Raw genomic sequence first — 13,057 nt, forward strand, 5'->3', positions numbered from 1 at the left:
GTGAGTAAGCAGATTTCTGAAGCCACTACACTTTACCGTCAGGTAAAAAATCCGAATCCAGAGTTCATTCCTGAAAAGGGAAAGAAAACCCTACCATTCTGCGAAAAAATTCGCGAGAAAGCTGTTGGCTTCACTCAGCGTGCAGAGTTTCAGGCTCTGGTTGCTATGCTGATCGCCCGTGGTGAGCGCAAAAAGCGCCCGCCAGTGTTACGCATACGGGCTCTGGAAGCAGCTGTTCAGGCAATGTGCCATTATTTTAATCCCCTGGCTAATCGCGTTGGTTCATCGCTTACTACCATGAGCATTCGCTGCGGGCTGGCCACGGAAAAAAAACGTCTGTCGATCACCCGCCTGACGGGGGCACTGAAGTTTCTCGCTCAGCTCAATCTCATTACCTATAACACCGAATACGACAAAGAAATCGGCTGCAATATCCCCACAGACATAACTTTCACGCCGCTGATGTGGCAGGTTCTGGGGGTGTCTGAGGAAGCAGTTGCTGCAGCCCGTCGCAGCCGTATCGAGTGGGAGAACAAGCAGCGTGAGAAGAAAGGGCTACCTCGCGCCGGTGCTGATGAACTTATCAGTGCAGCCTGGTCATACGTGCGTGAACGCTTCCGACAGTATCATAAGTCACGTTATGAACACGGCATGAAACGGCACAGGGCGCGTAAAGATGCTCCCCGAACGCGTAAAGAGATTGAGCAACTGGTTCGTCTGCAGATCCAGAAAGAAATCAGGAAGGGCCGCTTCTTCGGTAGTCTTGATTCGGTGCGCGCGGAGATAGAACGTCGTGTCACGGAGCGAATGAAGCTCTCGCGTGGCCATTATGCTCGACTCGGTGATGCCTTGCTCGTCACAACTTAACGCCTGCTAATACACAATCGATATGACCTGGTGCCCTGGCGCCGGTTTACTCCTGCCTGCTTTACCGCTTGTATTGCCGTTTTCACCTGTTCCAGTCCATGTTTCAGGTCTCTGAATGACAAACTCGTTCTGTAGACCTCGAGGTTAATAAACTTAAACAAAATCCGCCCGTTGTTGGTCACGCATTTCTGTGACCGATCGCGCAATGTTTCGCCGCTTTTCGTTCTTCTTCTACTTATCCACACAAACTACAAGAGGGTATTGCTTCAATCCACTGGTAGGATATCGTTCAAACCACTAAATGGTTTTTTTACAAACCACGATGATCCTTTTAAACCCCCGATCTCCTTTCTTTTAAACTTCAGTTATTACTTACTTTTAAAAATAAAACCTATTCAGCACCTGTCCTGTGGACATGTGTATAACGCCCGCCCTTGCAGCGGACGTTGTCCGCGCCGGTACGGTTCAGGCGCTTTGCGCCTGGAAGTAGCTCCCGCCAAAGATGGCGGGCAGGGTTCAGAACTTTATAAACTGCCAACATCTGATAACTGACTTTCCAGATCTTCAACTCCGCACACAAACTCACCACTGAAAAGCGCCGCCACCCGGCCCAAAGGGCCGGAAGACATCGCTTTTAATGATGGATGTTGTAACTAGATTCTGAGTCGCTTTAATTCATTCTGCCGACAACTCCCAGGTAACACGCCCGTAAGCGGTCCTTACGGCCCGCTAACGCGGAGATACGCCCCGACTGCGGCTAAGCCTTGTCGTGACCACTCCGACGACGCACATAGCTTCCTGTGCTGTCTGTTAGCGGGTTATGGCTTAACAGGGGGAAGGGATGGATTGGTGGAACCTATCAGAACTGTAACCGGCTACGCCGGGCGACGGCGCCACTCACTTTCAGTGCCATGGCTAACATCTGCTGGCGCCTTTATGCCGCCAGGCGGCATAAAGATTCTATCTTTATAACAGTAGCTACTGGAACTGCCGAAATTTCCGTGGAACATAAATTTTAGCGTTCCACATCCTGTGTATAAAAGACCTCGTCAACATGACAACAAAGAAATAGCTGTTTGGAGCGGAAATATTCAATGTGATATTTATGGGTAGGTATTTTTACGAGACAACTACAGTAATATTCGATGCCGATGCCGATGCCGATGCCGATGCCGATGCCGATGCAGTGGGTATTATTAACTGTATCGAGTATGAATCAAACAGCTGGCTAAATAAATATCGGGAGAAGAATGACGTTGTTGAAAGGGAACAGTAAGCACTATAACAGCGACAGCGGCGAAAAAAACTTTGTCATCTGCTGCAGGATCGAGTTTTGCTGGGTTTAATTCGCGTTATGGTCCGTCTTTTGCTTGGTGATTTCCGACCAAATGCCTTAGCAATGTGCTGACAGCGCTATGCGTCGAACGAGGGAACGTCTGGGATAGGGTTTTGAGGTAATACGACTTGTGGCATAGCTCAGGAGGCGAACAAGCGTCCGCCATTGCTGAATAGTTATGGGCTTCAGATGGATTTTTTATTCGAATTGTTATACTTTGTAAAAATTACTTTGTTGAAAACTATATTGATAACCCAGCAGATTAGCACTCCTAAAAAAGCTGCACCATAGATGCGTTGGTTCGGATCTGTAATCCAGTTTAATGGCCACACCGCATCAATTTGCGAAATATTATTTGACCCAATTAGTTGAATTTCAGATAAGCATGCGTAAGAAAAGGAAAACGTTATTATATACAGGACTGTCAAAAAAATTGGTTTAGGAAAGATTCTGTCACTCTTTTTATTCATTTTAGAACTCCTGAGGAGATTTTTAATGATATATATTTAATTAGACTTGTTTCTGCTACGCATATATAAATTTATAGGTTGTTTTCTGATATGTCCATTAGTTTTAGTATGTTTAACTTAAATACTTTTTATTGCCGTCAATATATATCTGAGTGTTGCTATGTATAACAGGAAAAGAAAGGAGAAGGATGCGCAGTGACACTGGCATAAGTAATCGGTTTCCCCTGCTGTCGGCAACGTGCGGAATCAGGGGCATCATTGAGATAACTTTATCTCTGATGCTGCTTCCGCCAACGCCAGGGTTCTGTCTGTTCGGGGGCTGACCAGAGTCCAGTTGCCTGGCGTCTGGCTTCGTCTTCGAGGGCAGCGTAGTCAGGTTTGATGGGTTTTCCGTGATACCGGTACGCCCAGGCCAGTCCCTTACGGATCTGTTCGGCATTCACGTCCTTAGCGTCAAACCACACCGTACCCAACAGCCGTCCATAACGGTCCGTATCTCCTCCCGTGACGGTTACGGTGCGCTGCGCCACCATCGATGAAAGTGCCTGACGGGAGCGCTGGCCAAAAGGCTGGCTCTTTTCGGGCGCATCGATGCCGGCCAGACGAACGCGGGTCAGTCTGTTCCCTGTTTCAAGAATTTCAACGGTATCCCCGTCCAGCACGCGCACAACCCTACCGCTAATATCCGCACTGGCAGAAAACGTCAGTACGATCATAACTATTGAACATAACAGGCGGATCATGCATATACCTCATGTGCTGTTCTGCTGCGATCTTCCTCATTACCAATCAACTGCACGGCATAACTAATATTGGGGAGCCCGCAGAATTCGGAAAAAATCGTACGCTAAGGTTTTCCGGGCATCCGTAAGGGCCGAAACTTCCCGTCTTCCAGTCTGCGGCTCTGCCGCCAGACGTAATCGCCGGTTAGGTTGATGTGCTCCCAGCCCAGCGGCGACAGGAATTGCAGCAGCTCGCCGTCCACCGGCTTGCCGGCCTCGACCAACCCCTGGGTGGCGCGTTCCAGGTACACCGTGTTCCACAGCACGATAGCCGCCGTCACCAGGTTGAGGCCGCTGGCCCGGTAGCGCTGCTGCTCGAAGCTCCGATCCCTGATTTCCCCAAGGCGGTTGAAGAACACCGCCCTGGCCAGCGAGTTGCGCGCCTCACCTTTGTTCAGGCCGGCATGCACGCGGCGGCGCAGTTCAACACTTTGCAGCCAGTCCAGGATGAACAGCGTGCGCTCGATCCGGCCCAGCTCGCGCAGGGCCACGGCCAGTCCGTTCTGGCGCGGGTAGCTGCCGAGCTTGCGCAGCATCAGCGAGGCGGTGACGGTGCCCTGCTTGATCGAGCTGGCCAGGCGCAGGATGTCGTCCCAGTGGGCACGCACGTGCTTGATGTTCAGGGTGCCGCCGATCAGCGGGCGCAACGTCGGGTAGGCTTGCACGCCCTGCGGCACGTACAGCTTGGTTTCGCCGAGGTCGCGGATGCGCGGCGCGAAGCGGAAGCCTAGCAGGTGCATCAGGGCAAAGACGTGATCGGTGAAGCCGGCCGTGTCGGTGTAGTGCTCCTCGATCCGCAGGTCGGACTCGTGGTACAGCAGGCCGTCGAGCACATAGGTGGAATCGCGGACGCCGACATTCACCACGCGGGTGCTGAACGGCGCGTACTGGTCGGAGATATGGGTATAGAACAGCCGTCCCGGCTCGCTACCGTACTTCGGGTTGACGTGCCCGGTGCTCTCGCCCCGGCCACCCGCGCGGAAGCGCTGGCCATCGGAGGATGAGGTCGTGCCGTCGCCCCAGTGGGCGGCAAAGGCGTGGCGATACTGGTGGTTGACCAGCTCGGCCAAGGCCGCCGAATAGGTTTCGTCGCGGATGTGCCAGGCTTGCAGCCAGGACAGCTTGGCGTAGGTCAGGCCGGGGCTCGACTCGGCCATCTTGGTCAGCCCGAGGTTGATCGCATCACCGAGGATTGCGGACAGCAGCAACGTCCTGTCTTTGGCCTCGGCCCCGTCCTTCAAGTGGGTGAAGTGGCGGCTGAAGCCCGTCCAGTCGTCCACGTCCATCAGCAGTTCGGTGATCTTGATGCGCGGCAGTAACTGGCTGGTTTGGTCGATCAGCGCCTGCGCCCGATCCGGCACCGCCGCATCCAGCGGGGTGATTTTCAGCCCTGACTCGGTGAGGATGGCATCGGGCAGCTCGTTGTCCTTGGCCAGGCGGGTGACGGTGGCCAACTGCTCGTCCAGCAGCTGCAAACGCTCTTCCAGGTACTGGTCGCTGTTCGGGTTGATCGCCAGGGGCAGGGCCTGCTCGCGCTTGAGTGCGGCGAACTTCTCGGCCGGCAGCAGGTAGTCGTCGAAGTGGCACTGTTGCAAATAGTCGGTGGTGATAAACTTATCATCCCCTTTTGCTGATGGAGCTGCACATGAACCCATTCAAAGGCCGGCATTTTCAGCGTGACATCATTCTGTGGGCCGTACGCTGGTACTGCAAATACGGCATCAGTTACCGTGAGCTGCAGGAGATGCTGGCTGAACGCGGAGTGAATGTCGATCACTCCACGATTTACCGCTGGGTTCAGCGTTATGCGCCTGAAATGGAAAAACGGCTGCGCTGGTACTGGCGTAACCCTTCCGATCTTTGCCCGTGGCACATGGATGAAACCTACGTGAAGGTCAATGGCCGCTGGGCGTATCTGTACCGGGCCGTCGACAGCCGGGGCCGCACTGTCGATTTTTATCTCTCCTCCCGTCGTAACAGCAAAGCTGCATACCGGTTTCTGGGTAAAATCCTCAACAACGTGAAGAAGTGGCAGATCCCACGATTCATCAACACGGATAAAGCGCCCGCCTATGGTCGCGCGCTTGCTCTGCTCAAACGCGAAGGCCGGTGCCCGTCTGACGTTGAACACCGACAGATTAAGTACCGGAACAACGTGATTGAATGCGATCATGGCAAACTGAAACGGATAATCAACGCCACGCTGGGATTTAAATCCATGAAGACGGCTTACGCCACCATCAAAGGTATTGAGGTGATGCGTGCACTACGCAAAGGCCAGGCCTCAGCATTTTATTATGGTGATCCCCTGGGCGAAATGCGCCTGGTAAGCAGAGTTTTTGAAATGTAAGGCCTTTGAATAAGACAAAAGGCTGCCTCATCGCTAACTTTGCAACAGTGCCATAAGAATATCATCAATAAAATTGAGTGTTGCTCTGTGGATAACTTGCAGAGTTTATTAAGTATCATTGCAGCAAAGATGAAATCAATGATTTATCAAAAATGATTGAAAGGTGGTTGTAAATAATGTTACAATGTGTGAGAAGCAGTCTAAATTCTTCGTGAAATAGTGATTTTTGAAGCTAATAAAAAACACACGTGGAATTTAGGGAATACTGATGTAACACGGATTGACCGTATTGGGAGTTTGAGATGGTGACAAAGAGAGTGCAACGGATGATGTTCGCGGCGGCGGCGTGCATTCCGCTGCTGCTGGGCAGCGCGCCGCTTTATGCGCAGACGAGTGCGGTGCAGCAAAAGCTGGCGGCGCTGGAGAAAAGCAGCGGAGGGCGGCTGGGCGTCGCGCTCATCGATACCGCAGATAATACGCAGGTGCTTTATCGCGGTGATGAACGCTTTCCAATGTGCAGTACCAGTAAAGTTATGGCGGCCGCGGCGGTGCTTAAGCAGAGTGAAACGCAAAAGCAGCTGCTTAATCAGCCTGTCGAGATCAAGCCTGCCGATCTGGTTAACTACAATCCGATTGCCGAAAAACACGTCAACGGCACAATGACGCTGGCAGAACTGAGCGCGGCCGCGTTGCAGTACAGCGACAATACCGCCATGAACAAATTGATTGCCCAGCTCGGTGGCCCGGGAGGCGTGACGGCTTTTGCCCGCGCGATCGGCGATGAGACGTTTCGTCTGGATCGCACTGAACCTACGCTGAATACCGCCATTCCCGGCGACCCGAGAGACACCACCACGCCGCGGGCGATGGCGCAGACGTTGCGTCAGCTTACGCTGGGTCATGCGCTGGGCGAAACCCAGCGGGCGCAGTTGGTGACGTGGCTCAAAGGCAATACGACCGGCGCAGCCAGCATTCGGGCCGGCTTACCGACGTCGTGGACTGTGGGTGATAAGACCGGCAGCGGCGACTACGGCACCACCAATGATATTGCGGTGATCTGGCCGCAGGGTCGTGCGCCGCTGGTTCTGGTGACCTATTTTACCCAGCCGCAACAGAACGCAGAGAGCCGCCGCGATGTGCTGGCTTCAGCGGCGAGAATCATCGCCGAAGGGCTGTAACTGGTTTTGTTGAATAAATCGAACTTTTGCTGAGTTGAAGGATCAGATCACGTATCTTCCCGACAACGCAGACCGTTCCGTGGCAAAGCAAAAGTTCAAAATCACCAACTGGCCCACCTACAATAAAGCCCTCATCAACCGTGGCTCCATAACTTTCTGGCTGGATGATGAAGCTATTCAGGCCTGGTATGAGTCAGCAACACCTTCTTCACGAGGCAGACCTCAGCGCTATTCTGACCTTGCCATCACGACTGTGCTGGTCATTAAACGCGTATTCAGGCTGACCCTGCGCGCTGCGCAGGGCTTTATTGATTCCATTTTTTCTCTGATGAACGTTCCGCTACGCTGCCCGGTGTAATGTCGGTGCTGATTTGGTCTTCAATAAGGCGATTTTTAGCCCGCTTTTTCCGGGGGGATGAAATGTTATTGGATTGCTAAATGATTTCAAAAAAGGGGTAACATAGAGCGGGGATTAGTGTGGCGAGGCGCAGGTTTCCGATGGCAGGCTAAACGCAAAAAATGCGCTTTTTAGCCGGTGATGAGGTGAGGCCGGGAGGGGATGCGTCGCCGATCACAGTTTACAACAGGGTTTGATAACGGGAGGAAAAGTCATGCTGCAGGGATTGAATCATCTGACGCTGGCGGTCAGCGATCTGGCGTCAAGCCTGGCATTTTATCAGCAGTTACCTGGAATGCGCCTGCACGCCAGCTGGGATAGCGGAGCCTATCTCTCCTGTGGGGCGCTGTGGCTGTGCTTGTCGCTGGATGAGCAGCGGCGTAAAACGCCCCCTCAGGAAAGCGACTATACCCACTACGCCTTCAGCGTGGCGGAAGAAGAGTTTGCCGGGGTGGTGGCTCTGCTGGCGCAGGCGGGGGCTGAGGTATGGAAAGATAACCGCAGTGAAGGGGCGTCTTACTATTTTCTCGACCCTGACGGCCATAAGCTGGAGCTGCATGTGGGGAATCTGGCGCAGCGGCTGGCCGCCTGTCGCGAACGCCCCTACAAGGGGATGGTCTTTTTTGATTGACGGGTTAGTTCAGCTTACTGCCGGATTTCAACGTGCAGATCCACAGCGGTGAATTGATAGAGCTGAGCAAGATAGCCTTTTCGTTGAGCTTCTGAGCGTTGAGAAACAGCCCGTCGTGGCTGTCGGACATCTCGCGCATAAAGTAGTCGAAAATCACGTTCGGCGATTCATCAATCGAGGAGGCGCTCGATTCCCACTGATTGATGCGGTAATGACGCTCGGTGGCCGAGATGCGTTTGCTGCTGTAGGTAAACTTCACGTAGCGTTGCAGGTAGAGCCAGCCGGCGGCGGAGTCGGTGTAACCTTCGACCACCATCGAGCCTTTACCCTGCGCGCCAAAATTGAAGTGAATATTGCCGTTAACGTTCTCTTTGTCCATGTTCTCAAAGCGCATGATGCCCTTAGTGGAACAGCTCATGACACCCGCGTTGTCGGCAGGCAGCAGCCGCCAGGCGCTAAACGCGGCGGCGGCAATAAATACCAGAACGCAGAGGGCAAAGAACGGACGCGGCGCGAGTCTCATTACGGCTTCCAGGAGTAGTAAAAGTAGTTATCGCAATAGCTGAACGGGTTATCTTCATGCATGGCGCAGTGGGCAAGGAACACGCGCCCCAGCCCGTTGGTTTCGAGCCGATCGCCGTAGAAGAAAAGAAAACGTTCACCGGGTTTACAGGCAATATTCAGCCGCTGGCGTACCTCATCGAAGTTTTTGCCGTAGGACTCTTCACTGACCGAACGTCGCATTTCATCGCTGGCCAGCAGTTCGCACTGGCTATGGCTGAGGCGGGTCAGCGCGATAGGCTGGGATTCACTGATGCCGACCAGACTGAAGGCAACCAGAAGCAGGGCAATGGTGAGCAAGCAGGCTCCGGCCATGTACCAGCACATCCCGCGAGCATGTGCGGAGCGCGGTGCGTCTGGCGTTGTCGTAACGGGCGGCGGTTCGGCAGGCGTCTGTTGTGGTGAAACCGGCGGCGCGTCGTCCAGCGCTTCGATAATGACCTCGGGATTAAGCTGCAAATAGCCGCGCGAGACGGTGACGATGATGTTATCGACGCCGTAATGGCGAAAGGTCTTCCGCAGCATGCTGAGATACTGATTCAGATTGCTGTTGGATGAGGTTAATCCATTGTCATCCCAGACTTTTTTCAGAACATCTTCCCGGCTGACAATCTCGGTATGGCGCAGAAAATAGTTAAACAGGGCGCTGGCGGTGAGGGATAGCTGGCTGTCCGGTTCATCGCTTTGCGGCAGCGTCAGGGTTCCGTCGGTGGCGTCGTAGATAAAACGGGCATTGATGTTGTAGCGCATCGCGGCCTCAGTCTGTGCTTCACGCGGGAAGCGTCATTTTATTCAGGGAGTCAACCAGCGCGCGACGGTGGTCGGCGCTCATGGTGATCCCTTCCGTCAACTCCGAAAGCCAGATGCCGTCAGCGGCGTAGCGCACCAGCGTGCCGGTTGGGCTGTTATCCAGCTCATCGCCCTGCGCCAGTTTCTCCAGCATCCAGTCGCGCCAGCATTTGCGCAGCACCGGTTCATCGGGCATTGCCAGCGACAAAACCATAAGCTGGCGGCTTTCATGGGTGTCCGTGAGATCCGCCAGATAGTTCAGATAGGCGCGGGTAAACCGGCCATAGCTCACGCCATCCTGTTGCATCAGCGCGGTAATCGCTTCTTCCATGATTGCCAGCAGACGCGCGAACAGGGCGAATATTAGCGCCTGCTTGTTCGGGAAATGGTGGATAAGGCCGCCTTTACGGCACTGTTGCAAAGTTAGCGATGAGGCAGCCTTTTGTCTTATTCAAAGGCCTTACATTTCAAAAACTCTGCTTACCAGGCGCATTTCGCCCAGGGGATCACCATAATAAAATGCTGAGGCCTGGCCTTTGCGTAGTGCACGCATCACCTCAATACCTTTGATGGTGGCGTAAGCCGTCTTCATGGATTTAAATCCCAGCGTGGCGTTGATTATCCGTTTCAGTTTGCCATGATCGCATTCAATCACGTTGTTCCGGTACTTAATCTGTCGGTGTTCAACGTCAGACGGGCACCGGCCTTCGCGTTTGAGCAGAGCAAGCGCGCGACCATAGGCGGGCGCTTTATCCGTGTTGATGAATCGTGGGATCTGCCACTTCTTCACGTTGTTGAGGATTTTACCCAGAAACCGGTATGCAGCTTTGCTGTTACGACGGGAGGAGAGATAAAAATCGACAGTGCGGCCCCGGCTGTCGACGGCCCGGTACAGATACGCCCAGCGGCCATTGACCTTCACGTAGGTTTCATCCATGTGCCACGGGCAAAGATCGGAAGGGTTACGCCAGTACCAGCGCAGCCGTTTTTCCATTTCAGGCGCATAACGCTGAACCCAGCGGTAAATCGTGGAGTGATCGACATTCACTCCGCGTTCAGCCAGCATCTCCTGCAGCTCACGGTAACTGATGCCGTATTTGCAGTACCAGCGTACGGCCCACAGAATGATGTCACGCTGAAAATGCCGGCCTTTGAATGGGTTCATGTGCAGCTCCATCAGCAAAAGGGGATGATAAGTTTATCACCACCGACTATTTGCAACAGTGCCAGTGAGAGAACCTCTACAAGTAAGGTTATTAATTGAATGATTTAAAGGGTCCGGCGCCACGGTCATCTCGGTGACGTCTGTCCGGAGACCTTTGAATAGGCCTCGTCACGAGGCCAAAATTATTCAACGGTTGTGAGGGTTGTCCACACCGGAATACCTATTCATACATAAACATCAATAGTATTTTCGAGGTTCTTATCTTCCCTTTTACCTGACTGAGTCTGCGTTTCCTTGTCCTGCTTCTCAGCCTGCTGTTTTAGTAACTGTTGTAATTGAGCAGACAAACTTTGAATTTGCTTTTGTATGATAGCCACCATCTCTTTCTTCTGATCTGTTGTCATACCATCTTCTGACGACACCTTACCAAGTTTTTCTGTAAGTGACTGTATCTTCTTTAAAATTTGTGATATCTGAGATGATTCACTATTAGCTGAACTGTTAGAACTTTTTATACTTGTATTAGTTTGTATTGATATAGACATAGAACCTCCATGGTAAATATATAGGTGTATCGGCATATACGCAGATATACTTTAGAATTCTTATGATTTATTTTTTCATTTTTTTCAGGCTGTTATATAGACTGGCTTGTTGCGGTTCAGTTTAACGTATTACCAGACATGATTTTGAACGCGCTGGACAGCGTGGTGAGTGAATATCTTTTGGCTGAAGGCCGGAAAGTACATACTCTTTTTGTGTTTACACAATTTGTAGTTACGATAATCCATCCTCACGGCTGTTCCCTGGGCACGGTCATACCTAACCTATTTAGATTAAGTATTAAAAGATCAATTTCTTACAGTACTTTTAAGGGACAACTTCAAATCTCTGAATATATCATTATCAGTATTTCAGTTAATAATACCTTCAAATAAAAAAAACGGCCCGGTGACATCCCCTGGACCGCTTCAATACACTGTCTGATGTTATATATTCACCAGTTCGCAAATATCATACCAGTTTAAGGTTTAGATAGCTATGTTGCGTTATCATTACGCAATGTAACATAAGTGTTTCGGGTGCTGCTAATCGTTATTCTTTGGGACTAAATACTACGCTATACTGGGCAGGGAAATACAAGAGTTATCGGGGAAATTGCTGGGTAATTGATGAAAAAGAAGACCATTCCTCACGGGGGAAGAATGGTCGAATATTTGTGTCCTGGTTCTGTGTACGTCAGGGTTCCAGTAGGATAGCGTCTATTATCATGAACAAAACGACAAATAAGGGGGTTAATTTGCCTCATTTTTGTTAAGTAATTGTCTATATGAATTTTTACTCTGTTTCTATCCGTAAAATGGTCAGTGACAGACATCAGACAATCATATCCTTTTATATCACTGACGTTACAGACTGGACTTGATATCATCTAAATCTTTCGGATTGCTACGATAGGAAAATGCAAGCACATTTGAGAATGATACTGGTTTGGTAAACCACCGCTTGGAATCCGATATGAAGGCATCCAGCCAGGAGTTGACGCCCTCGACACGGCTTGCAGATCAATAACTTCATCAGTCAGGGTGGCTCTGGTTTCCGATATAATACAAACCAGCGAGGCATAACGGCGAACATCCGTGAATTTTGCCAGGTCCCGGCTACTCATTTTCCTGCCTTCGCGTGCGAGTTTCAGGAGCCGGTTCTGATGCACGGAAAGCGTAATACCGTCAGGCAGTGCCAGCGACTCTATCGCATTTAACCTGTCGATATGTTGCAGGACATTTTTGCCGTTTATTTTTCCCGGAGGCTGAAGCAACCAGGCCAGTCGTGAAGGTTGTTCACCCTCAGATACCAGCAGGCGGTCCAGTGCCGCTTTTTGCCCCGGTTCAAGCTGCTCGGTCAGCGCAGAAAAAACCGCTCTGTCAGCAAGCGTTGTTGCTTCAGCAAGGGTTCGTTCGATCACCTCAACAGAGGGGAAAATAATCTTATTACTGTGGAGCCAGGAGAGCATTTCTTCCGCAAGTAAAAAACCTCTGTCTGTCCGCATGGCGTGGGGATAAAGGTGGCGAATACAGTTTTTTTGCAGCGCCCGGCTGAAGGGAGATAATTCAAGGTAGCGGTAGAGTTCAGCCAGATGTTCCCAGCGGGTGACCTCTCTTGATGCATACTCTGCCCACAGATCAGGCTGAAGTTTCAAATGAGCCGCAAGCCGGGAAACAACCCCGTAGTGAGGGGACTCATTATTGTCGGGTGGAAATCCTGGTCCTCGCAAATAACAAAGTAAAACAGCAAAACCCAGGCGGTTAGCTGGCCTGCGATGTTTATTAATAAGCGCGAGGTCATGTTCGTTCAAAAAGCACATGCGCGTCAGAAGAACGTCATCATCCGGCACAACCAACAAGCGTTCTTTTTCTTCACTACTGAGTATTTGTCTCCGTGGCATAAATGCCTCCCCTGCATATAGTTCATTTAAGTTATCACTTTGCACTGACCGAAATCGGTCGGTTTCGTACACCACTTACAGCACA

10 protein-coding genes and 4 pseudogenes are annotated in these 13,057 nt (G+C 51.6%); 6 read left to right on the top strand and 8 right to left on the bottom strand.

Annotated features, from left to right (window positions below):
• Both repA and GHC22_RS23495 read left to right on the top strand, forming a co-directional pair.
• A complete protein-coding gene (repA, locus tag GHC22_RS23490; RefSeq protein ID WP_137378394.1) occupies nt 1-867 on the top strand; it encodes a plasmid replication initiator RepA in 867 nt (288 codons plus the stop codon).
• Between the two features lie 1,105 nt (nt 868-1,972).
• A complete protein-coding gene (locus GHC22_RS23495) occupies nt 1,973-2,143 on the top strand; it encodes a hypothetical protein (RefSeq protein WP_153754012.1) in 171 nt (56 codons plus the stop codon).
• A 799-nt stretch (nt 2,144-2,942) separates the two neighbouring features.
• Here the strand turns inward: GHC22_RS23495 and GHC22_RS23500 are convergent.
• Both GHC22_RS23500 and GHC22_RS23505 read right to left on the bottom strand, forming a co-directional pair.
• Nucleotides 2,943-3,416 (bottom strand): thermonuclease family protein, encoded by a 474-nt coding sequence (locus GHC22_RS23500; RefSeq protein WP_153754013.1) that lies wholly within the window; start codon nt 3,414-3,416, stop codon nt 2,943-2,945.
• 104 nt (nt 3,417-3,520) lie between these two features.
• Nucleotides 3,521-5,035 (bottom strand): annotated as a pseudogene (locus tag GHC22_RS23505) (Tn3-like element TnAs1 family transposase); the annotation flags it as partial.
• Between the two features lie 65 nt (nt 5,036-5,100).
• On the opposite strand from GHC22_RS23505, the gene GHC22_RS23510 reads away from it, so the two are divergent.
• The 4 genes and pseudogenes from GHC22_RS23510 (at nt 5,101) to GHC22_RS23525 (ending at nt 8,011) form a co-directional block, all read left to right on the top strand.
• On the top strand, nt 5,101-5,805 hold the full coding sequence (locus GHC22_RS23510; protein ID WP_001067858.1) for an IS6-like element IS26 family transposase: 705 nt from the start codon (nt 5,101-5,103) through the stop codon (nt 5,803-5,805).
• 302 nt (nt 5,806-6,107) lie between these two features.
• Nucleotides 6,108-6,983 (top strand): extended-spectrum class A beta-lactamase CTX-M-14, encoded by an 876-nt coding sequence (locus GHC22_RS23515; protein ID WP_001617865.1) that lies wholly within the window; start codon nt 6,108-6,110, stop codon nt 6,981-6,983.
• A gap of 34 nt (nt 6,984-7,017) precedes the next feature.
• Nucleotides 7,018-7,335: pseudogene (locus tag GHC22_RS23520) on the top strand (IS5/IS1182 family transposase); the annotation flags it as partial.
• A gap of 259 nt (nt 7,336-7,594) precedes the next feature.
• Nucleotides 7,595-8,011 carry a fosfomycin resistance glutathione transferase FosA3 gene (locus GHC22_RS23525; protein ID WP_014839980.1) on the top strand — a complete coding sequence of 139 codons (417 nt, stop codon included), beginning with the start codon at nt 7,595-7,597 and terminating at the stop codon, nt 8,009-8,011.
• Nucleotides 8,012-8,015: 4 nt separating this feature from the next.
• Here the strand turns inward: GHC22_RS23525 and GHC22_RS23530 are convergent, their stop codons facing one another.
• The 6 genes and pseudogenes from GHC22_RS23530 to GHC22_RS23555 form a co-directional block, all read right to left on the bottom strand.
• Nucleotides 8,016-8,534 carry a FidL-like protein gene (locus GHC22_RS23530; protein WP_014839979.1) on the bottom strand — a complete coding sequence of 173 codons (519 nt, stop codon included), beginning with the start codon at nt 8,532-8,534 and terminating at the stop codon, nt 8,016-8,018.
• Complete coding sequence (locus tag GHC22_RS23535; RefSeq protein ID WP_014839978.1) at nt 8,534-9,322, bottom strand: winged helix-turn-helix domain-containing protein; 789 nt, start codon at nt 9,320-9,322, stop codon at nt 8,534-8,536. The genes GHC22_RS23530 and GHC22_RS23535 overlap by 1 nt, the downstream gene beginning before the upstream one ends.
• A 19-nt stretch (nt 9,323-9,341) precedes the next feature.
• Nucleotides 9,342-9,767: pseudogene (locus GHC22_RS23540) on the bottom strand (TetR/AcrR family transcriptional regulator); the annotation flags it as partial.
• Nucleotides 9,768-9,821: 54 nt separating this feature from the next.
• A complete protein-coding gene (locus tag GHC22_RS23545) occupies nt 9,822-10,526 on the bottom strand; it encodes an IS6-like element IS26 family transposase (protein ID WP_001067858.1) in 705 nt (234 codons plus the stop codon).
• A 224-nt stretch (nt 10,527-10,750) separates the two neighbouring features.
• On the bottom strand, nt 10,751-11,071 hold the full coding sequence (locus tag GHC22_RS23550) for a FlxA-like family protein (protein WP_049040620.1): 321 nt from the start codon (nt 11,069-11,071) through the stop codon (nt 10,751-10,753).
• A 1,016-nt stretch (nt 11,072-12,087) separates the two neighbouring features.
• Nucleotides 12,088-12,972: pseudogene (locus GHC22_RS23555) on the bottom strand (DUF4158 domain-containing protein); the annotation flags it as partial.
• Nucleotides 12,973-13,057: the final 85 nt, after the last annotated feature.

The sequence above is a fragment of the Citrobacter sp. H12-3-2 genome (assembly GCF_009649895.1).
GTDB classification, from domain to species: domain Bacteria; phylum Pseudomonadota; class Gammaproteobacteria; order Enterobacterales; family Enterobacteriaceae; genus Citrobacter; species Citrobacter portucalensis.

Excerpts from the sequence above, each read along its gene's own strand:
- GHC22_RS23495 (WP_153754012.1), top strand. The coding sequence starts at position 1,973 with ATGGGTAGGTATTTTTACGAGACAACTACAGTAATATTCGATGCCGAT.
- GHC22_RS23500 (WP_153754013.1), bottom strand. The coding sequence starts at position 3,416 with ATGATCCGCCTGTTATGTTCAATAGTTATGATCGTACTGACGTTTTCT.
- GHC22_RS23510 (WP_001067858.1), top strand. The coding sequence starts at position 5,101 with ATGAACCCATTCAAAGGCCGGCATTTTCAGCGTGACATCATTCTGTGG.
- GHC22_RS23515 (WP_001617865.1), top strand. The coding sequence starts at position 6,108 with ATGGTGACAAAGAGAGTGCAACGGATGATGTTCGCGGCGGCGGCGTGC.
- GHC22_RS23525 (WP_014839980.1), top strand. The coding sequence starts at position 7,595 with ATGCTGCAGGGATTGAATCATCTGACGCTGGCGGTCAGCGATCTGGCG.
- GHC22_RS23530 (WP_014839979.1), bottom strand. The coding sequence starts at position 8,534 with ATGAGACTCGCGCCGCGTCCGTTCTTTGCCCTCTGCGTTCTGGTATTT.
- GHC22_RS23535 (WP_014839978.1), bottom strand. The coding sequence starts at position 9,322 with ATGCGCTACAACATCAATGCCCGTTTTATCTACGACGCCACCGACGGA.
- GHC22_RS23545 (WP_001067858.1), bottom strand. The coding sequence starts at position 10,526 with ATGAACCCATTCAAAGGCCGGCATTTTCAGCGTGACATCATTCTGTGG.
- GHC22_RS23550 (WP_049040620.1), bottom strand. The coding sequence starts at position 11,071 with ATGTCTATATCAATACAAACTAATACAAGTATAAAAAGTTCTAACAGT.